This window comes from Marinimicrobium sp. ARAG 43.8, assembly GCF_050113635.1.
Lineage (GTDB): Bacteria > Pseudomonadota > Gammaproteobacteria > Pseudomonadales > Cellvibrionaceae > Marinimicrobium.
In genome coordinates this window covers 82,751-101,628 of the sequence record NZ_JBNJLT010000008.1, presented here as the reverse complement: position 1 = coordinate 101,628, position 18,878 = coordinate 82,751, and the positions used below count along the sequence as shown (strand labels likewise).

The 18,878-nt window shown below is 57.3% G+C and carries 18 protein-coding genes and 1 pseudogene; 12 read left to right on the top strand and 7 right to left on the bottom strand.

Annotation, left to right across the window (positions count from 1 at the left end; all coding sequences use genetic code 11):
* Positions 1–50 precede the first annotated feature (50 nt).
* Positions 51–668 (top strand): dTMP kinase, encoded by a 618-nt coding sequence (gene tmk / locus ACQCLF_RS14600; protein ID WP_426988559.1) that lies wholly within the window; start codon positions 51–53, stop codon positions 666–668.
* 48 nt (positions 669–716) lie between these two features.
* Here the strand turns inward: tmk and traF are convergent, their stop codons facing one another.
* A complete protein-coding gene (gene traF / locus ACQCLF_RS14595) occupies positions 717–1,955 on the bottom strand; it encodes a conjugal transfer protein TraF (RefSeq protein ID WP_426988557.1) in 1,239 nt (412 codons plus the stop codon).
* Between the two features lie 187 nt (positions 1,956–2,142).
* Positions 2,143–2,766: an RluA family pseudouridine synthase gene (locus ACQCLF_RS14590; protein ID WP_426988555.1), complete on the bottom strand. Its 624-nt coding sequence runs from the start codon at positions 2,764–2,766 to the stop codon at positions 2,143–2,145.
* Between the two features lie 93 nt (positions 2,767–2,859).
* Here ACQCLF_RS14590 and ACQCLF_RS14585 point away from each other — a divergent pair, with 93 nt between their 5' ends.
* The 10 genes from ACQCLF_RS14585 (at position 2,860) to ACQCLF_RS14540 (ending at position 10,015) form a co-directional block, all read left to right on the top strand.
* On the top strand, positions 2,860–3,873 hold the full coding sequence (locus ACQCLF_RS14585) for a DNA polymerase III subunit delta' (protein WP_426988553.1): 1,014 nt from the start codon (positions 2,860–2,862) through the stop codon (positions 3,871–3,873).
* 101 nt (positions 3,874–3,974) lie between these two features.
* Positions 3,975–4,325, top strand: coding sequence for a PilZ domain-containing protein (locus ACQCLF_RS14580; RefSeq protein WP_426988551.1), 351 nt, complete (start codon positions 3,975–3,977; stop codon positions 4,323–4,325).
* Positions 4,326–4,355: 30 nt separating this feature from the next.
* Positions 4,356–5,147: a TatD family hydrolase gene (locus ACQCLF_RS14575; RefSeq protein ID WP_426988549.1), complete on the top strand. Its 792-nt coding sequence runs from the start codon at positions 4,356–4,358 to the stop codon at positions 5,145–5,147.
* A 21-nt stretch (positions 5,148–5,168) separates the two neighbouring features.
* Positions 5,169–5,792, top strand: a complete 624-nt coding sequence (locus tag ACQCLF_RS14570) for a dUTP diphosphatase (RefSeq protein WP_426988547.1) — start codon at positions 5,169–5,171, stop codon at positions 5,790–5,792.
* A 99-nt stretch (positions 5,793–5,891) separates the two neighbouring features.
* Complete coding sequence (locus ACQCLF_RS14565; RefSeq protein ID WP_426988545.1) at positions 5,892–7,217, top strand: UDP-glucose dehydrogenase family protein; 1,326 nt, start codon at positions 5,892–5,894, stop codon at positions 7,215–7,217.
* Positions 7,218–7,238: 21 nt separating this feature from the next.
* Entirely contained in the window at positions 7,239–7,736 is a 498-nt protein-coding gene (gene rfaH, locus ACQCLF_RS14560; RefSeq protein ID WP_426988543.1) for a transcription/translation regulatory transformer protein RfaH, read from the top strand.
* 81 nt (positions 7,737–7,817) lie between these two features.
* A complete protein-coding gene (locus tag ACQCLF_RS14555; protein ID WP_426988541.1) occupies positions 7,818–8,270 on the top strand; it encodes an NfeD family protein in 453 nt (150 codons plus the stop codon).
* Positions 8,271–8,378: 108 nt separating this feature from the next.
* Positions 8,379–9,308 carry an SPFH domain-containing protein gene (locus ACQCLF_RS14550; RefSeq protein WP_426988539.1) on the top strand — a complete coding sequence of 310 codons (930 nt, stop codon included), beginning with the start codon at positions 8,379–8,381 and terminating at the stop codon, positions 9,306–9,308.
* A 264-nt stretch (positions 9,309–9,572) separates the two neighbouring features.
* The gene (locus ACQCLF_RS14545) at positions 9,573–9,758 is read left to right on the top strand and encodes a thrombospondin type 3 repeat-containing protein (protein WP_426988537.1); all 186 of its coding nucleotides are present in this window, start codon (positions 9,573–9,575) and stop codon (positions 9,756–9,758) included.
* Positions 9,759–9,772: 14 nt separating this feature from the next.
* Positions 9,773–10,015 carry a hypothetical protein gene (locus tag ACQCLF_RS14540; RefSeq protein WP_426988535.1) on the top strand — a complete coding sequence of 81 codons (243 nt, stop codon included), beginning with the start codon at positions 9,773–9,775 and terminating at the stop codon, positions 10,013–10,015.
* Here ACQCLF_RS14540 and cysN read toward each other — a convergent pair.
* The 3 genes and pseudogenes from cysN to ACQCLF_RS14525 form a co-directional block, all read right to left on the bottom strand.
* On the bottom strand, positions 10,003–11,907 hold the full coding sequence (cysN, locus tag ACQCLF_RS14535) for a sulfate adenylyltransferase subunit CysN (protein WP_426988533.1): 1,905 nt from the start codon (positions 11,905–11,907) through the stop codon (positions 10,003–10,005). The genes ACQCLF_RS14540 and cysN overlap by 13 nt on opposite strands.
* Before the next feature lie 2 nt (positions 11,908–11,909).
* Positions 11,910–12,809, bottom strand: a complete 900-nt coding sequence (gene cysD, locus ACQCLF_RS14530; RefSeq protein ID WP_426988589.1) for a sulfate adenylyltransferase subunit CysD — start codon at positions 12,807–12,809, stop codon at positions 11,910–11,912.
* A 684-nt stretch (positions 12,810–13,493) separates the two neighbouring features.
* Positions 13,494–13,670 (bottom strand): annotated as a pseudogene (locus tag ACQCLF_RS14525) (helix-turn-helix domain-containing protein); the annotation flags it as partial.
* Between the two features lie 232 nt (positions 13,671–13,902).
* On the opposite strand from ACQCLF_RS14525, the gene ACQCLF_RS14520 reads away from it, so the two are divergent.
* Positions 13,903–15,219 carry a nitrate- and nitrite sensing domain-containing protein gene (locus ACQCLF_RS14520; protein ID WP_426988531.1) on the top strand — a complete coding sequence of 439 codons (1,317 nt, stop codon included), beginning with the start codon at positions 13,903–13,905 and terminating at the stop codon, positions 15,217–15,219.
* On the opposite strand, the gene ACQCLF_RS14515 is transcribed toward ACQCLF_RS14520, so the two are convergent.
* Both ACQCLF_RS14515 and ACQCLF_RS14510 read right to left on the bottom strand, forming a co-directional pair.
* Positions 15,216–16,868: a protein kinase domain-containing protein gene (locus ACQCLF_RS14515; RefSeq protein WP_426988529.1), complete on the bottom strand. Its 1,653-nt coding sequence runs from the start codon at positions 16,866–16,868 to the stop codon at positions 15,216–15,218. The two genes, ACQCLF_RS14520 and ACQCLF_RS14515, sit on opposite strands and share 4 nt — an antisense overlap.
* The gene (locus ACQCLF_RS14510) at positions 16,868–18,343 is read right to left on the bottom strand and encodes a NarK family nitrate/nitrite MFS transporter (RefSeq protein ID WP_426988527.1); all 1,476 of its coding nucleotides are present in this window, start codon (positions 18,341–18,343) and stop codon (positions 16,868–16,870) included. The genes ACQCLF_RS14515 and ACQCLF_RS14510 overlap by 1 nt, the downstream gene beginning before the upstream one ends.
* Positions 18,344–18,878 lie beyond the last annotated feature (535 nt).

The window sequence follows — 18,878 nt, the reverse complement described above, 5'->3', positions numbered from 1 at the left end:
TACACTGAAGCCTTTCACTCCATGTCTTTGATTCAGCAGGTAAAGAACGCGTGACACAGGGCCGGTTTATCACCGTGGAAGGCACCGAGGGTGTCGGCAAGAGCACCAATCTGGCCTTTATTCGCCAGTGGCTGGAAACGCACGGCCATTCCGTGCTGGTCACCCGGGAGCCGGGCGGTACCCCGCTGGCCGAGGAAATCCGGGCGCTGTTGTTATCACCGCGTGACGAGACGGTCACGCCGGCGGCTGAGTTACTGCTGGTGTTCGCCGCCCGGGCGCAGCATCTGGAAACGGTCATCAAGCCGGCGCTGGCTGCAGGCACCTGGGTTCTGTGTGATCGTTTTACCGATTCCACCTACGCCTATCAGGGGGGCGGGCGAGGGTTTGATACCGACGTTATCGTCGATCTGGAACAGCGCGTGCAGGGCGATTTGCACCCCGATCTCACGGTGATTCTGGATATCGCGGTCGATAAAGGGCTGGCGCGGGCCAGCCAGCGCAGCGAGCCCGACCGGTTTGAACAGGAAGCGCTGTCATTTTTTGAGCGGGTGCGGGACGCGTATCAGCAGCGTGCCGCCGAAGCGCCGGAGCGCTATGCCGTGGTGGATGCGAGTCAGCCCCTGGTCGATGTGCAGCGGGATATCGCCCGGGCGTTAGAGCAGTTGTAAGCGGGCGCGTCATGAAAGACGCGCCGTTATATACGCTATGTAAAACCGTTAGAAGCGCAGCCCCAGTTGAACGGAGGCGCCGCCTGTGGTGGCATCTTCGTATTCGCCGAGAGAACCAAAATCCTCGCCAAACACGGCGATATCCAGATTGACCACACCGAAGGGAGAAAAGCCCAGGCCGACAGAAACCTGATCGGGTTCATTGTCTTCCAGGTCCTGGCGCATGCCCGCCCGCAGCTGCACCCAGTTGGCCAGGTCCAGTTCCAAACCGGCGCGAACGAAGCGTGTATCTTGGCCGGTGGTGAAATTCTTGCTGGTCGTCAGGTCAGAGGCCACCTCGGCGGTCAGCCAGTCATTCCGGTAGCCCAGCGCAGCCGTCGCGCGCGGCTCGATCTCGATGGTCTCACCGGGAACGATAGTGTCGTATTCGTTGCTGATGAGGTTCGAGACCGTCAGCGCGTAACGCATGTTCCCGCTCAGGTAAGTGGCACCCAGGTCCAGGTTGAAATCGTCACTTTCCACGGTGTAATCGTCACCGTCGAAATCGTCTTCATCAAACTCCTCGACTGTGGCGGTATAAACAAAGGTCATTACGTGCATCCACTTGGGCGTGGCTCCCACCAGCAGTTGGGAATCTTCGCCCGTGGCCAGGCTTTTGGACAGTGCCAGACCCACCTCGGATACCGCCGCACCGCGACCAATGGCACGGGATTGCAGGCCGGATGCATCGAAGTTTTCTTCACCGACCGCACCGCGAATGTACGCAAAGTCGCCGTCATCCACGAGGGTGGTTACCGCCGCGTCAATGCGGGTCTTGCCCACCAGCGATACGGACATCCAGTCATTGGGTATAGCGACCACAAAGCTTGCACCCGCGTTGATATTGGCGTTGCGATTGTCAATATTCCGCAAGCGGGCCTCTACCTCATCGGCTTCTTCCGCAAGCAGTTCCCGTGCAGAGCCCTCCGGGTTATTGGGATCAATCATGCCACCCCACTGAGAGGCGGTGCGGTTTTCCAGCAGGTCCAGGTAGTCTGCCAGGTCTTCCAGGCCGTCGAGCAGCTTGTCTTCATCCTGCCCCAGCGCGCCGACGTTGATGACCAGCGCAAAATCGTCTTTTTCGCCGTGGGCGGAACCCAGGCTGGGGTTCAAGAGCACGCCATCGGCGTAGTTACCCGTGGCGTAGCCAGCACCGCCCATGCCTCCGAGTCGACCATTATCAAAACCGTTGGCCATTGCGGTGCCGGTGGTGGCCATCAGGGCCAGACTGAGAAGTGTTTTTTTCATGAACGTTTTTTCCATGAGAGGGCTGAGCCTTAACGACGAATGTAAAAGAGTGTAATTCAGGGGGAAGTGTGGCGGATTGTCAAAGCTGGCGCAATACTCTTCATAACCTAAAGTGGATATTTTTATTAAAAAATTCTTTTTTTATAACAAAAATGAATGTCTATCCTTGATCTGCTCAAAAGCGAATCTAAAAAGACGGCGGAAGGTCCAGGGTGATGGCCTGCTCGGTGCGCGGATGGGTGAAGCTCAGTCGCGTGGCGTGTAACAGCAGTCGGTCTGTGCAGTCACGCAACGCTGGCGGCGCGTACAACGTATCGCCTAGGATCGGGTGACCCAGGGAAAGCATATGCACTCGCAGTTGATGGGAGCGTCCGGTTACCGGCTCAAGCTCCAGCCGAGTATGCTGCTCCAGACGCGCCAGCACCCGATAACGGGTCAGCGCGGATTTGCCGTGCTCGTGATCCACCTTCTGGCGGGGTCGGTTTGGCCAGTCGCATATCAACGGCAGGTCGACTTCGCCCTGCGTCTCCCGAACGTCGCCGCCCACAACCGCAACGTACCGTTTGTGAATCAGGCGCTGTTCAAACTGGCGCGCCAGATGCTTTTGCGGTTCGTAGCCCAGCGGAATAATCACCAGGCCGGAAGTGGCCTGGTCCAGACGGTGAACGATGCGGGCATTGGGGTAGTGCGGCAACAGACGATTGATCAGGCAATCCTGTTTGTCCGGCCCGCGTCCGGGAACCGTCAGTAGCCCGGCGGGTTTGTCGACCACCAGCAGGTCGTCGTCGCAATACACAATTGATGGCAGCAAGGCAGGCCCCGGAGAAAAAGCGCAGTGTACCACCGCCCCTCAAAAGCCTTACAATCGCGATTTCATTTTGTGCGAATCAATGGCTGTTATCCTATGTCCGAACACTTTCCGGCACTGCCGTATCCCTGGCAACACACCGAGTGGCAGCGGCTGAATCGGCAGTATGCGGAAAACCAGCTGCCTCACGCCCTGATGTTCGCCGGACCGCCGGGCATTGGAAAGGTACACCTGGCGACTGCGCTGGCCCAGCGGTTGCTCTGTCAGTCGCCGGTCCAGGGCAGTCCCTGCGGCCAATGTCACGCCTGCGACCTGCTGCGCGCCGGCACTCATCCCGACTGGATCAGAATTCAACCGGAGGAGCCGGGCAAGGCCATTCGTATCGATGTTGTGCGCGAGCTGACCCAGAGCCTGAGTACAACCGCGCAACAGGGCGGCTACAAAGTGGTGCTGCTCGAGCCGGCGGAATCCATGAACGCCAACTCGGCCAACGCGCTGCTGAAAACCCTCGAGGAGCCTTCCGACAGGACGTTGTTGATTCTGGTCAGCCATACCCCGAGTGCTGTCCTGCCGACTATTCGCAGCCGCTGCCAGATCGTCGGCTTTTCGCTGCCACCGGGCTCTCAGGTACTGCCCTGGCTGGAGGCGCTGGTGGCCGGTGGCGGCGTGGAGGCCCGTCGCTTGTTGGCGCTGACCCGGGGCGCGCCGCTTTCGGCGCTGGCGCTGCTGGAAGGCGATGCGTTGGAGCAGCGCCAGCAGCGCGAGCAACGTTTTATCCAGTTGTGCGAGGGACAGTTAACCGCCGTGCAGCTGGCGGACCAATGGCAAAAAGCGGATGTGGGAGCGGTGCTGGAGTGGTTGCTGGTGTGGCTGTACGATTTGGCGCGCTGGCAGGCCGGAGCGGAGGTGGAAGGGCTGGATGCGCTACCGGACAATGTCCGGGCTTTACTCAATAAAATTCCACCCGCATTGCTGCACCGTTACCTGGAAAAGCTCATGGCGGTAAAAAGCCAGTGGCTGAGTGGCGCCAACCCCAACAAGCAGCTGCTGCTTGAAGAGCTGTTGCTGGACTGGGGCGTCGTGATACGGCAGGCGAAAAGGGCGGCTTGAGATCGGCTGCCCTCCATCTTAGACCACAACCTCAGACCTCAGCTGTAGACAGACCGGAGTGAATCCTTTACTGTTCTGGCAAAGCAACCAAGGAGCTGATCATGCACGCACTCGGCGGCGCCCGCAATGGCATTCTCTCCCTCACGATTAAAGACAAAGCCGTACTGTACGCCGCTTATATGCCCTTCGTGCAAAACGGCGGACTGTTCATTCCCACCACCAAAAGCTACAAGCTCGGTGATGAGGTGTTCATGCTGCTGAACCTGATGGACGAGGCGGAAAAAATCCCAGTGGCCGGAAAGGTGGTATGGGTGACCCCCAAGGGCGCGCAGGGCAACCGGGCGGCGGGTATCGGCGTACAGTTCAGCGACCAGGACAACACCGCCGTGACCAAGATAGAAACCTATCTGGCCGGCTCACTGGAATCCGAACGCCCCACCCACACGATGTAAACCCGCCTCTATTCATTCGTAAGACTCGCTATGTTAACTGACTCCCACTGCCACCTCGACAGGCTGGACCTGGCCCCCTATAACGGTGAACTGGAAGGCGCCCTGGCGGCCGCCCGTGCACGGGGTGTGAGCCGCTTCTTGTGTATCGGCGTCAGCCTGGAAAACCGCGAAGCGGTCACCCGGATTGCCCGTGCCCACCCGGATGTTTACGCGTCTGTGGGCGTCCATCCCTGCGATGTGGAATCTGGCACTGCGACCGTCGAACAGCTGATCAACTGGGGGGAAGCGCCCGAGGTGATCGGGTTGGGTGAAACCGGGCTGGATTATCACTACGCCGAACAAACCAGTGAATTGCAGCAGGAAAGTTTTGCTCTGCACCTGGAGGCCGGAGCGAAAGCGGGTTTGCCGATCATTGTCCACACCCGGGAAGCCCGTGACGACACGCTGGCACTCATTCGCGCCCACGGAAGCCCCGACTCGGCGGGCGTGCTGCACTGCTTTACCGAAAGCTGGGAAATGGCGCAGGCAGCCCTTGACCTTGGCTATTACATTTCCCTGTCGGGCATCGTGACGTTTCGTAACGCCGAAGCGCTGCGGGATGTCGCCAGGAAGGTGCCAGCTGATCGGTTGCTGGTGGAGACCGACTCACCGTACCTGGCACCCGTGCCGTATCGAGGCAAACCCAACGAGCCACAATACGTGCGAGAAGTCGCCGAATTCGTGGCTGAACTGCGGGGGCTGTCCCTCGAGGCGCTGGCTGAGCAAACCACCGAGAACTTCCACCGCCTGTTTCCCAAATCGCTCGCCCGGCGGCCCCAGTAATTATTTGATTGGAGAATCTGAATGTCCCGCACCCAGCAGCTGTTGACCATGCTCGAACTCCAGGAGGGGATGAACACGAAAGTCCATCCGGAGTGGCGCTCTCAGGATTTCGAGTTCTACCGTGCGATCTGGATTGAATGCGCCGAGCTGCTGGAACACTACGGCTGGAAGTGGTGGAAGAAACAGAGCCCCGACACTGAGCAGGTGATGCTGGAGCTGATTGATATCTGGCATTTTGGACTCAGCATTCGCCTGCAAAACAGCGACGATCACGAAGCGCTGGCGCACGCCATTGATCGGGAGTTGCAGGTAAAAACCGACGAGTCCGACTTTCGTCTGGATCTGGAAGCCTTCGCGGGTGCCACGCTCGCCGACCAGCGTTTCCACGTGGATCGTTTTGGCCGCATGATGGCCGGTATTGGTTTGAGTTTTGAGGATCTGTACCGGGGCTACGTCGGCAAGAACGTACTGAACTTCTTCCGGCAGGATAACGGCTACAAGGACGGGAGCTACCGCAAGCACTGGCACGATGGCCGCGAGGACAATGAGCACCTGGTGGAAGTGGTCAGTGAGCTGGACGCCACCAGCCCGGCGTTTAAAGATGAATTGTACAACGCCCTCAGCGCCCGTTATCAGCAGCGGTAAAGGCTTGTTCATTCGTTGAACAACCGATAGAAATCGCGGTCTATCCCCGTTATCATAGCGGCCAGCTATTCATCTCAGAGGCTTGAGGGAAACGAACGCATGAAAGTGACTGTATTCGGCACAGGTTACGTAGGCCTGGTGCAGGGCGCCATTTTGGCGGAAGTAGGGCATGAGGTTATCTGTGTTGATGTAGACGCCACTAAAGTGGAGCGTCTCAAGCAGGGTCAGATCCCCATCTACGAGCCGGGCCTCGAACCGCTGGTCACTGAAAACTACGCGGCAGGGCGCCTGAAGTTCACAACCGAGGCGGAAGAGGCGATCAAACACGGCGATTTGCAGTTTATTGCCGTCGGTACGCCTCCCGATGAAGATGGCTCCGCTGATCTGAAATACGTGCTGGCCGTGGCCGAAACCATCGCCACGCATATGGACAAGCGGCAAGTCATTATCGACAAATCCACCGTGCCGGTCGGCACGGCGGACAAAGTAAATGCCAAAATCGCCGAGACTCTGGAAAAGCGTGGTCGCACGGATCTGCTTTTCGATGTCGTCTCCAACCCCGAGTTTCTCAAAGAGGGCTCAGCGGTCGCCGACTGCATGAAACCCGATCGCATTATCATTGGCACCAATAGTGATTACGCAGAAGAACTGATGCGCGAGCTGTACGCGCCGTTTAACCGCAATCACGACAAAGTCATGATTATGGATGTCCGCAGTGCCGAGCTGACCAAGTACGCCGCGAACTGCATGCTCGCTACCAAAATCAGTTTTATTAACGAGATTGCCAACCTCTCGGAGCTGCTCGGCGCCGACATTGAAGCCGTGCGAAAAGGCATTGGCAGTGACCCGCGCATCGGTTACCAGTTTATCTACCCCGGTGTCGGTTACGGCGGCTCCTGTTTCCCGAAAGATGTGCAGGCGTTAATTCGCACGGCGGATCAGATTAACTTCGACGCCAAAGTACTGAAATCGGTGGAGGCCCGGAACAACGAGCAAAAAACCACCCTGTTCCGCAAGGTTCACCATCACTACAAGGGCAACCTTCAAGGGAAAACCTTCGCCGTGTGGGGGCTTTCCTTCAAGCCCAATACCGATGATATGCGCGAGGCGCCCGCCCGGGTCTTGATGGAAGCGCTGTGGGAAGCGGGTGCCAATGTGCAGGCGTTTGATCCGGAAGCCATGGAAGAGACCCAGAGAATTTATGGCAACCGCGATGACCTCAACCTGTGCGGAACCAAGGAGAGCGCACTCAAGGGCGCGGATGCCCTGATTATCGTGACCGAGTGGCAGGCGTTCCGTGCGCCTGATTTTGACTTGCTCAAAGCACAGCTGGCCGAGCCGCTGATTTTCGACGGGCGCAACCTGTACGAGCCTAAACGAATGATGAAAAAAGGGTTTACCTATTACTCGGTGGGGCGACAGTAACCGGCAACCGATACGGCGCTTATGACTCAAACTCAATGGTACCTGGTCAAATGCAAACCCCGGCACTGTTTTCGTGCCCGGGAGCACCTCTTGAATCAGGCGTTTGAGTGCTTTCTTCCCACCCATAAGGTAAACCGCAAACACCGGCACACCCTGCGCGAAGTGGTGGAACCGCTGTTTCCGCACTACCTGTTTATCCGCCTGGGCAGCGATAGCAACTGGAACGTCATTCGCTCGACGCGCGGCGTGGCCGAAGTGGTCACGTTTAACGGCCAGCCCAAACCTGTGCCGGATGACATCGTGGCCGGGCTGGCTGAGCGCTGCCACTTGCTCAATGACGCCGCACCGGAGCCGCTGTTCCGCCCCGGACAGCAGGTTGTGATCAGCGAGGGCGTATTTCGTGAACTGGAGGCCATCGTCCACGCGATCAAAGGCGAAGATCGCGTCGTGTTGCTGCTGAACCTGCTCAATCAACCCCAGCATCTGGAACTACCGGCACACAGCCTGCGGTTGTCCTGACATGTCCGCCATAAGATGACGTAGTACAGAGTGTGCTATGATTCGGGTCGTTTTTGACCAACCAATAGACGGGCGGCTGCTATGATCCTGATCACCACTTACGCATTCTGGTTGCTGTTCGGTGTGGCGTTACTGCTCAGTGAGCTGTTTATTCCCGGATTGATCGCCGGATTCTTTGGTATTGGTGCGCTGGTCGTAGGCACGCTGACGCTGATCGGTGTCGTTGAGTCGCTGCCCGTACAGCTGCTGGTGTTTGTTGTTGTCAGTCTGGCCTCTTTATTTATTCTGCGCAAACAATGCCATCGCTGGCTGCGGGGCGCAGAAGTGGACCGCTCTGCAGCGGATCTGGAGAATGCCGGGTTTATCGGTGCTCGCGTGGAGGTGCTGACAGACTTCGTTCAGGGCGTTGGTAAAGTGGAACTCAATGGCGCCCAATGGGAAGCGGAGTGCGACGCGCCACTTAAAGTCGGTGACATCGCCTGGGTCGTTGAGCACAAGAGCATTACCCTTATTCTTAGCCCGACAAAACCATAAAGTCCGAACACAGCGGACGTATGGCTTCATCACTTGGCGCACCGAACGCGCCTTGCCCCCCAACCGTGTCGATAAGACGCCTTTTTAAACCCATCCGGAGAACCTGCCATGGATCTTGATATCCCGACGATTATTTTGTTGGCTGTTGTGGTGTTTGTCATTGTCACCCTGATTAAAACCGTGCGCGTAGTGCCACAGCGATCCGCTTTCATTGTGGAGCGGCTGGGGAAATATGCCAAAACCCTGGAGGCCGGCTTTCACATCCTGATTCCATTTATCGATAAAGTCTCCTACCAGCACACACTGAAAGAAGAAGCCATTGATGTGCCGAGCCAGGCCTGCGTGACCAAAGACAATATTCAAGTCGTCGTGAATGGCGTCATTTACCTGCAAGTCATTGATCCGAAACTGGCGAGCTACGGGATCAGTGATTATCGCTACGCTGGCATCCAGTTGGCGCAAACCACCTTGCGTTCCGTCGTGGGTAAAATCGATCTGGACAAAACCTTTGAAGAGCGCGACGCGATTAATGTGCAAGTGGTTGAAGCGTTGGATGAGGCGGCGCAACCTTGGGGCGTGAAAGTCATGCGTTATGAGATCGCCGATATTGAACTGCCCGGCACAATTTTGGATGCGCTGGAAAAACAAATGCGCGCCGAGCGGGAGCGCCGTGCGGTCGTGGCAGAATCCGAAGGGGAGCGTCAGGCGAAAATCAACGTTTCAGAAGGCCAGAAACAGGAAACCATCAACCTGTCTGAAGCAGAAAAAATGCGTCAGATTAATGAGGCCGAAGGTAAGGCGCGGGAAATTGAGCTGATCGCTGGCGCCACTGCAGAAGGTATTCGTCGAGTGGCTGAAGCCATCAATCATGAAGGTGGAAAAGACGCGGTTAACCTGCGGGTGGCCGAGCAGTACGTGCGTGAGTTCGGTAAGTTGGCCAAGGAAAATAACACCATGATTCTGCCCGCCGAGTTTGCCGATATCGGTGGTGCGGTGGCGGCTATTACCCGAACCCTGGATGCTTCCAAAAAGTCGTAGTAGTAAACAAGGCGGGTGAGCTGATGGCAGCTACCCGCCTAAACCTCCCTCTCGAAAATGAAAAAATTACGCCATTTCCTGTATCCCTTGACGGTCAACAGCATTTTTTAGATAGCTAAAAAATTTTAGCCAAGCTGTTTTTTATAAATAAATAATATTATCAATCCCCAAGCCTTGGACTACTTTCACTATTAAGACACAACAAAAGCGGAATAAAAAATTCCTGCTTTAAAATGGTAGGAGAACTGTTAACGACGGATCTCAGTGCACGTTATAACTTTCCTAACCTATAGGGACACCGATCAACTGGATACCGACGGAGACGACGTGGGAGATGTCTGTGACGACGACCTCGACGGTGATGGTGTACAGAACGATCTCGATAATTGCCCGATGCAGCCCAATGCCAGTCAGGTCGATCTGGAAGGCGAGCGGTACACGCCAGGGTAACGCAGGATGCCACTGTGACCTATACAGGTAACAATCGTGTTGGGATTACTGTGTATGAGCCGGGTGACCTGTTGACGTTGAGCCTATTGAGCAATATCCAGGTAACGACCTACAACAATGGTGTTCAGCAAGAGTCCACAAATTCGGGTTCACTGCTGGGGTTAACCCTGCTGGATGTATTTGATGAGAGTGATTGGAGCATGATAATTGTAGAAAGCACCCTGCATTTTTTGCGCGAATACGGCTACGATAAATAACCTTTTTCCGTCATAAACGCCACAATACGATCCGCTGCTTCCTCGGCGGTTATGTCCACGGTGTTCAGTGTACATTCAGGCTGCAAAGGCGCTTCATAAGGTGAATCAATTCCGGTAAAGTTCTTCAGTTCGCCACGCCGCGCTTTGCGATACAGTCCTTTTACATCGCGCTGTTCCGCCACCTCCAGTGGAGTATTGACGAACACTTCCATGAATTCGCCCGGTTGCAGCAGTCCACGCGCCATATCCCGCTCCGAACGGAATGGCGAAATAAACGCCGTGATCACAATCAACCCCGCGTCCACCATCAGCTTGGCCACTTCTGCAATTCGACGAATGTTCTCCACCCGGTCCGCATCCGTAAAACCCAGATCCTTGTTCAAACCGTGGCGTACATTGTCCCCATCCAGCAGGTAGGTATGGTGCCCCTGGGCGAAAAGTTTTTTCTCTACCAGATTGGCAATGGTGGACTTACCGGCACCGGACAGTCCTGTCAGCCATAGGACGCACGGCTTCTGCTTCTTGATGGATTGGCGCGCCTGCTTATTGACGTCCACATGCTGCACAGTAATGTTCTGGCTGCGGCGCAAGGAGAAATGAATCATCCCGCAGCCCATGGTGTTATAGCTCAGCCGATCCACCAGAATAAAGCCACCGGTATCGTGGTTATCCTGATACGGGTCAAAGGCCACGTCTTGATCGAGGTTGATCGTACACACCCCAATCGCATTGAGCTCCAGCTTTTTGGCGGCCATGTGCTCCAGGGAATTAACGTTCACCTGATACTTGATATCGGTAATGGTCGCGGAAACCGTCTTGGTGCCCATCTTCATTAAATACGTGCGACCGGTCAGCATCGGGTCATCGTTCATCCAGACGATGGTGACCTCGAACTGATTCGCCACTGACGCGGGACTTTCAGCGGCGCACATCAGATCGCCTCGTGACGTATCGATTTCATCGTCGAGGGTCAAGGTGACCGACTGGCCTGCCACCGCCTGGGGCAAGTCACCATTGTGCGTGTAGATCCGCGCAACCGTGCTTTCACGTCCGGAGGGCAGGGTGCGAATGCGGTCACCGGGACGAATCACGCCGCTGGCGATCTGGCCGGAAAAACCGCGAAAATCCAGGTTGGGGCGGTTGACCCACTGCACCGCCATGCGAAAGGGCGACGCCTGCATCAGTTCATCGTCCACTTCCACGGTTTCCAGATAACCCATTAACGTCGCGCCCCGATACCAGGGCATACGCTCACTGGGTGTAAGAATGTTGTCGCCTTTAAGCGCCGAGAGCGGAATGAACGTAATGTTATCCAGGCCGATCTGGCGGGCGAACGTCTTGTATTCCTCGACGATGCGCTGAAATGTTTTCTCCGAGTAATCCACCAGATCCATTTTGTTGATCGCCACCACCACATGACGAATGCCGATCAATGACGCCAGGTAACTGTGCCGTCGGGTCTGAGTGAGAATGCCCCGGCGTGCATCCACCATCAAAATGGCGGCATCGGCGGTCGAGGCTCCGGTGACCATGTTTCGGGTGTACTGCTCGTGCCCCGGTGTGTCGGCCACAATGAATTTGCGCCGGTCTGTGGAGAAAAACCGGTAGGCGACATCAATGGTAATACCTTGTTCACGCTCGGCGGCCAGTCCGTCCACCAGCAACGCAAAATCCATCTCGTCGCCCTGCGTGCCCCAGCGCTGGGAGTCGGCTTCCACGGCGGCCAACTGGTCTTCAAACAGCATTTTGGATTCATACAGCAGGCGACCGATCAGCGTACTTTTCCCGTCGTCCACACTGCCGCAAGTAATAAAACGCAACAGACTCTTGTGTTCGTGCTGCTTCAGGTACGCGTTGATATCGTCTGCAATCAGTTCGGATTGATGGCTCATAATTAAAAGTACCCTTCCTGTTTTTTCTTTTCCATGGATGCCGACGAATCGTGATCGATCATGCGGCCCTGGCGCTCGGAGGTGCGCGTTAACAACATCTCCTGAATAATCTCCGGCAACGTCTCAGCCTGGGATTCCACAGCACCGGTCAATGGATAACACCCCAGCGTGCGGAAACGGACTTTGCGCATCATCGGCACTTCGCCCGGGTTCAATGGCATGCGCTCGTCATCCACCATAATTAACGTACCGTCGCGCTCGACCACCGGTCGCTCGGCGGCGTAGTACAGCGGCACAATGGGGATGTTTTCCAGGTGGATGTATTGCCAGATGTCCAGCTCGGTCCAGTTGGAAAGCGGGAATACCCGAATGGATTCCCGGGGGTGTTTCCGTGCGTTATACAGCTTCCAGATTTCCGGGCGCTGATTCTTTGGGTCCCAGCGGTGGTTCGCGGTGCGAAACGAAAAAATACGCTCCTTCGCCCGCGACTTTTCTTCATCGCGGCGCGCACCGCCAAAGGCGGCATCAAAGCCGTACTTGTCCAGTGCCTGTTTCAGAGCCTCGGTTTTCATAATGTCCGTGTGAATGGCCGAACCGTGGGTGAACGGGTTAATGCCCTGGGCGCGGCCTTCCTCATTCACGTGTACCAGGAGCTTCATGCCGGTTTCTTCGGCCATGCGGGTGCGGAACTTGTACATCTCCTGAAACTTCCAGGTCGTGTCGACGTGGAGCAGGGGGAAGGGTGGTACCGAGGGCGAGAACGCTTTCATTGCCAGGTGGAGCATCACGGCGCTGTCTTTGCCGATGGAGTACAGCATCACCGGGTTTTCCGTTTCCGCGACGACTTCGCGCATGATTTGAATACTTTCGGCTTCCAGTCGCTGAAGGTGTGTCAGTGCCATGGGGTTCCTCGACGTAGGGTTCCTGGAAAGAGTAGGGGTGACATTCGGGGTGGTAGTGAAATCGTCAACAGTGCGGCCCGACGATGAGGGGCTCGGTGCCGTTGCCCAGCAAGGCACAGTGAGCACCTGAATGGGTCGCTCCCCCGAGAGCCAAGGGGCGAGTTCAGCGTGTGCCCGCAAATCCACGGACTGCAGAACCAGCAGCGCCTCCGCAGCTACAGCCTGAGCAACCTGCGCCAGGAACGCTGTGATATCCGCCGCGACGGGCGGGGCAGCGTGTAGCGACCACATAAGCTGGCCCCGTCCGTCCCGGACGTACAGTTGATACAGGGGCGAGTCGGGGTTGTCCCCGACTCGCACGGGCCGAATACCTCCGGACAATACCTTACGGGCACCGGGATCGACGCCACGGGTGGCCAGCAGCTGGTCAAGAGCGGGGCGCGTCGGGGCGGATTGCGGGGGTGGCGTGAGATCGAGGCGAGCCAGATACCGGGCCACACTGCGTCCGCTCACATCGGCACCGTGCGTCTGCAGCCAGCGTTCAGCCCGCTCCAACGACCATAGGTCTTCGCCCTCGGCCGCAGGGCGGACCAATGCCGAGAGCGCCGCCGTCGCCGACTTTTGAGTGGCTAACGGATTTTCATTCGCTGTTGCCGGATGCTTTCGGGGGGCGCCGCGAGGCCGGTTTTCCACGGCCGCCCAGCCTCCGGCAAGAAACTTCTTGTAGGCACCCGATATGGTGGGACGGGTGAGCCCTGTTAAGTCACTGATTTCCTTGAGCGTTTTTTTCTCCAGGCGCAGGCGCACCGCCTCCTTGCGAAGCTCGTTGATCCGCTCTGCCGTCAGCCGCTTATTGCTCATTCGTGTCCGGTATTGGTCAAGAAAAGAACAGGTTACCGAGCTATTGCATCAATGTAAAACATTTATTGTCATGATTTTATGCCGATCAGATTGCGCCATTGTGGTGCGCCGTTGCAGACCGCTGCCCGTTTCAATGCGTTCAAAAGGTTCATTCTCTGGGCAGGGTGCGGATAGAGGCTGGCTTGAACCTTGCAGTACGAGGGTATCAGCCAACACAGTGTGGAGTCTTCCCTTGAGCAGTCTGCCCTTGGCTGGCACTCGTCCCGCCGGTGCCAGTGATTTCCTGATTGCGTCGAAACAGAGCGAAATCCTGAGCCTGGAAGCCTTTCTGGGCATGAGTTGCCTGGTGGTCGCGGTCAGCAATCTGGTCCACGCGCTTCAGCGGGAGCGGGGAGCGTCCAATCTGTTTCTCGGCGCCGCCGAACGCCACCACGCTACGGATCGTCATGAGCAGCGCCTGGCGCATTTAAGTGCCGATACCGACCAGCAACACGCCCAATTTGAGGGTGCCTTGGAATCATTGCCGCACTCGGAAGGCATGATCGGAGCCAGCCGCTTGTTCAGTCGTCTTGCCTACAGCGTTCACACGCTGCGGGAACTGCCGGACTTGCGCGTTCGGGTGCAGGCGCAGCAGCTTTCCTCGGAAGAAGCCGTTCGCTGCTACAGCGAACTGGTGCAGGGATTATTGACAGTGGTTTTTGAAGCGGCCGAGAACGCCGCGGATCCGGTGATTTCGCGCACGCTGGTTGCGCTGTTTAACTTTATGCAGGGAAAGGAACTGGCGGGGCAGGAACGCGCTGCCGGGTGCGCGGGTTTCGCTCGGGGTCAACTGGACAGCGAGCTGGCTGAGCGGCTACTGCATTTACTCGATGCCCAGGAGCGCTGCTTTCAGGTGTTCGACAGCTTTGCGGATGAAGAAGCGCTCGCGCTGTGGAACCGTCTACAAGATCAGCCCTTTGTGGCGGAGCTGGAGCGCTTGCGGCGGCTGGGATGCACGGCGGCGTTACGGGATCAGGCCGTCGTGGACGAAGGGCTGGGAGATCGCTGGTTTGAACGGGCCAGCGAACGAATCGACGCCATGAAAGAGATTGAGAGCCACCTGCAAATCCGTTTGCGCGAGCAGTGTAGTGAACGTTTGCAGGAAGCGCGGGACGGCCTGGTCCGGCACCAGTCAGAAATTGAATCGCTGCTGGCCCAGGAAGCACAACCAGAGGATTCCTACATTGTGTTCTGCGGCACGCAAGGCGCACAGGTGCAGCCCGATCGCTATCACACTCAGGGCGTCAGCCCGCGTCTCGGACGCTCTATTATCGAACTGGTGCAATCCCAGTCGCAGCGCCTGCAATCCATGCAGGATGAACTGAACGCGGCACGGGACGCGCTGGAAGAACGAAAACTGCTGGAACGCGCCAAGGTGCTCTTGATGAATCACCGTAAACTGACGGAAGAGCAGGCCTATCGGCTGTTGCGCAAAATGGCCATGAATCAGGGACGCCGGTTGGTCGAGGTGGCGCGCGCCGTGGTCAGCATGCAGGACATGTGGGATTAAAATCGATCCAGGTGCAGCGCCACGCTGGCCATCAATAACATCAGCAACACAGCCGTGCAGGTTTGCCACACTCGCACCCAATGGTGTTGCGTTGTCGGCGGGGCAGCGGTGGGCATTGCCGGGTGACGTAACGCTTCCCGGAACTCAGCCGCATCGCCATAAGGTTTATCCATGGGCAGTAGTGCCCGCTGCAATACGCTGTTTAGCCACAGCGGAATGAACGCATTGTGCTGTTGCAGTTGCAGTGTTGTTTGGCCCGGCGTCGGCCGTGTGCCGGTCAGCATTTCGTGAATAATCACCGCCACAGAATACAGGTCGCTTTGTTCGTTTGGCGCGGCACCGGCACTCACTTCTGGCGACGTATAGTGGTGCGTGCCCAACGGGAATACCGGCAATGCCTGATCCAGGCCGCGGCAATGGCAACTGCCAAAATCAATCAGCTTCACCACGCCATGGCGGTCCACCATAATGTTGTCGGGTTTTAAATCCCCGTGAATCACATCCGCTCGATGTAAGGCGCGTACCCCGTTAAGCAACTGATCCGCCAGGTAGAGTTTTTCTTCCACCGCCGCGTCGGGGTGATCGCGCAACCACTGGTGCAGCGTGACCCCGTCAATGTATTCGAGCCGTTGATAAAGACAGCGTGGGTCCGTCAGCGGTGGTAGTACCTGCATTAAATGCGGGCTGCGCAGTCGGGCCGCGATCCAGCCTTCCAATGCAAAACGACGCAGTGCTTCAACGTCATCTTCAAGATTGACCGACGGCACCTTTAATACACTGACATTCCCCTCGGCATCGCGCACCCGGTACAAATGACTGCGGGCGCTCGCGTGTAATTCCTTGTCGACGGTAAGACCATCGAGCCGCACGCCTGGCGTCATCGGCGGCGGCAATGGCCGTTCATGCAGACAACCCAGCACATCATCGACGCCCGCGTCCGGCAGCGCCTCCACATCCACCAACTGGCAACTGACATTGTCATCGCTGCCGCGCTCAAGTGCGAGGTGGACCAGCCGTTCAGTGATGACCTGCGCGGAATCCGGCGCGAGCAACGCCTGCGTTAATACCTTAACCGGCAGCACCGTGTGGACACCGTCGCTGGTCAGCAGAAACCGGTCTCCCGGTTTTATCTCGCAGCGGTAATAGTCCACATCCAGCCGGGTTTCGCCGCCCATGGCACGGGTTAATAAGCGCTGCCCGCCCGCCTGGCGGCTATGATCCTCGGTAAGACATTCCAGGTTCCCGTCGCGCCACCGCCAGATGCGCGAATCGCCCACCTGGAACACATGCGCCAGGCGCGAACGTAAAATCAACACCGATAACGTGCAAAGATGATCTTCGCCAATTTGTGTGCGTCGACACAACCAGCGGTTGAGCGATTCCAGCACCCGTTGCGCCGCTCGCGCCACACTCCACAAGGCTGGCGTCGTGTAATAATCGTTGATAAAACCGAGCACGCACGCTTCGGCGGCTTCGCGCCCCGCACCGGCGGAACTCAGCCCGTCGGCCAGCGCGGCCACCACGCCCTTGGTGCGCAACGCGCTGCCTTTCGGCAGGCGTAACGCCACCGCGTCCTGATTGTCCGGTTTTGTTCCCGCGTCGCTGCATTGTCCGACCGACACGCGCAACGTACCGGGCAAGCGATTCATCAGTTCACCTCGATCAATTGCACGTCACCGTTTTCATCCACCTCCGCAATGTGCCCTTGAGGTTCGTTGAGCCATTGCACGGCGGCCAGCGTGACGGCGGCGCTGCCCGCAATAACCAGAAAGAACACCGAAGGATCGACAAAAGTGAGCACTGTCAGAAAACACACCGCGCCTGCATTGCCGTAAGCACCGACCATGCCCGCAATTTGCCCGGTCAGACGACGCTTGATCAACGGCACCGTGGCAAACACCGCACCTTCACCCGCCTGCACGAAAAACGAACACAGCATGGTGGACATCACCGCCAATGCGAGAGGCCAGGCGCCGTTAATCTGACCCATCAGGGAATAGCCGATCATTAAACCGCAGAGCAAAATCGCCAGGGAACGTTTGCGGCCAAACCGATCCGACAGCCAGCCGCCGCCGGGCCGCGCCACCAGATTCATAAACGCAAAACCGGAAGCAAGCACTCCCGCCGTCACCGCGTTCAAACTAAAGGTATCGATAAAAAACAGCGGCAACATCGAGACCACCGCCAGCTCTGAACCAAAGGTCACCATGTAGGCGAGATTCAGAATCGCGACTTGCCGAAAATGATAGCGGTCATGCTCAGGGACTCCCTGGCGCAACCGGGCATAATTGACTCGCCAGATTTGCCTAAGCTGCACAATCGCCAGACTGACAATAATGGCGATTAACGCCAGCTGCGCATTCAAACCATAGAGCCCAAGCTGGCACGGCCCAAGGCGCCACACAATCACTAACAACGCGGCGTACAGTGGTACGCACATGATCATGTAAAAGCACAGGTCGCGGTAACTGCTGACTTCCAGTGCCGAGGATTTTTTCGGTCGAAAGTAAGAAGCACCGGCGGGCGTATTGCGCGCGCGCCACAGAAAAAACAGGCCGTAGGCGGCCGACAGCACACCAGTACAGGCCACCGCCCAGCGCCAGCCATTCTCACCACCAAACAACAGCGCCAGCGTGGGCAAACTCATGGCTGCCGCCGCCGAACCGAAGTTACCCCAGCCGCCGTACACGCCTTCGGCCAGCCCCACTTCCCGTGCAGGGAACCATTCGCTGATCAGTCGAATGCCCACCACAAAACCGGAACCGACAAAGCCGAGCAACAAGCGCGTGACCGCCAGTTGCTGATAGGTGGCTGACAGCGCAAAGGCCCAGCAGGGCAGGGCGGCCAGAATCAACAGCCCGCCGAACACCCGGCGCGGCCCGAAGCGGTCGACCAGAGAGCCGATTACCACCCGGGCCGGAATGGTCAGGGCCACATTGAGAATCAGCAACGCCTTGATCTGATCCGAAGTCAGATCGAACGCTTCGCGAATATCGCCCATCAACGGGGCATGGGAGAACCAGAGAACGAAACTGATAAAGAACGCCAGCCAGCTTAAATGCAACAACCGGATACGGGGTTCGGACAGTTTCAATACATTAAGACGCGCGTGCTGTGACTCCATAAGGTCTCCGTGCTCGAGCATTTCGGGGACCGGCACCACCCATCCGGGACGCGCTACAGAAAGGAACGGCGACCACAGACCTTCCCGGCCATAAGCCGAGTGGGTGGACGCCGTTGCCCAGATGAAAGAAGAAGCGGGACTGCATTGCCCCGCCTTGTCAGTAAAGCGTTTATGCACGATGCATACCACACACCGTGGCTTGAAGATTTCTCGCTAATACACACAAATAAGCAGCCGTTGGAGCATGTCATTGCGCGCGCTTCTGGTGCGCCGTGCCCAAAAGTGAGGCAAAGGTTTGGCCGTTTGGCGTGTGTATCGTGAGCCAGAACGTGTCTGTGTGACACCGCCCAAACGGCGAATATGCAGAGCGCACAACGGTATGCGCAGAGCCTGCGTGTTCCGTTATCGATGAGTGGCATAAGTCTTGCTCAAGCCAAGAACAGAGACGTTGTGTGTCGTGTCAGGTTCAACGGCGAGCCTCCAGGCACACACGAAATTGAGTATTGAATGAACGAGCAAAGGCGCTCACGGCCCG

Bases quoted from the DNA above. Each gene is read 5' to 3' on its own strand.
- traF (WP_426988557.1), bottom strand. From the start codon at position 1,955: ATGAAAAAAACACTTCTCAGTCTGGCCCTGATGGCCACCACCGGCACC.
- ACQCLF_RS14585 (WP_426988553.1), top strand. From the start codon at position 2,860: ATGTCCGAACACTTTCCGGCACTGCCGTATCCCTGGCAACACACCGAG.
- ACQCLF_RS14580 (WP_426988551.1), top strand. From the start codon at position 3,975: ATGCACGCACTCGGCGGCGCCCGCAATGGCATTCTCTCCCTCACGATT.
- ACQCLF_RS14575 (WP_426988549.1), top strand. From the start codon at position 4,356: ATGTTAACTGACTCCCACTGCCACCTCGACAGGCTGGACCTGGCCCCC.
- ACQCLF_RS14570 (WP_426988547.1), top strand. From the start codon at position 5,169: ATGTCCCGCACCCAGCAGCTGTTGACCATGCTCGAACTCCAGGAGGGG.
- ACQCLF_RS14565 (WP_426988545.1), top strand. From the start codon at position 5,892: ATGAAAGTGACTGTATTCGGCACAGGTTACGTAGGCCTGGTGCAGGGC.
- rfaH (WP_426988543.1), top strand. From the start codon at position 7,239: ATGACTCAAACTCAATGGTACCTGGTCAAATGCAAACCCCGGCACTGT.
- ACQCLF_RS14555 (WP_426988541.1), top strand. From the start codon at position 7,818: ATGATCCTGATCACCACTTACGCATTCTGGTTGCTGTTCGGTGTGGCG.
- ACQCLF_RS14550 (WP_426988539.1), top strand. From the start codon at position 8,379: ATGGATCTTGATATCCCGACGATTATTTTGTTGGCTGTTGTGGTGTTT.
- cysN (WP_426988533.1), bottom strand. From the start codon at position 11,907: ATGAGCCATCAATCCGAACTGATTGCAGACGATATCAACGCGTACCTG.
- cysD (WP_426988589.1), bottom strand. From the start codon at position 12,809: ATGGCACTGACACACCTTCAGCGACTGGAAGCCGAAAGTATTCAAATC.
- ACQCLF_RS14515 (WP_426988529.1), bottom strand. From the start codon at position 16,868: ATGAATCGCTTGCCCGGTACGTTGCGCGTGTCGGTCGGACAATGCAGC.
- ACQCLF_RS14510 (WP_426988527.1), bottom strand. From the start codon at position 18,343: ATGGAGTCACAGCACGCGCGTCTTAATGTATTGAAACTGTCCGAACCC.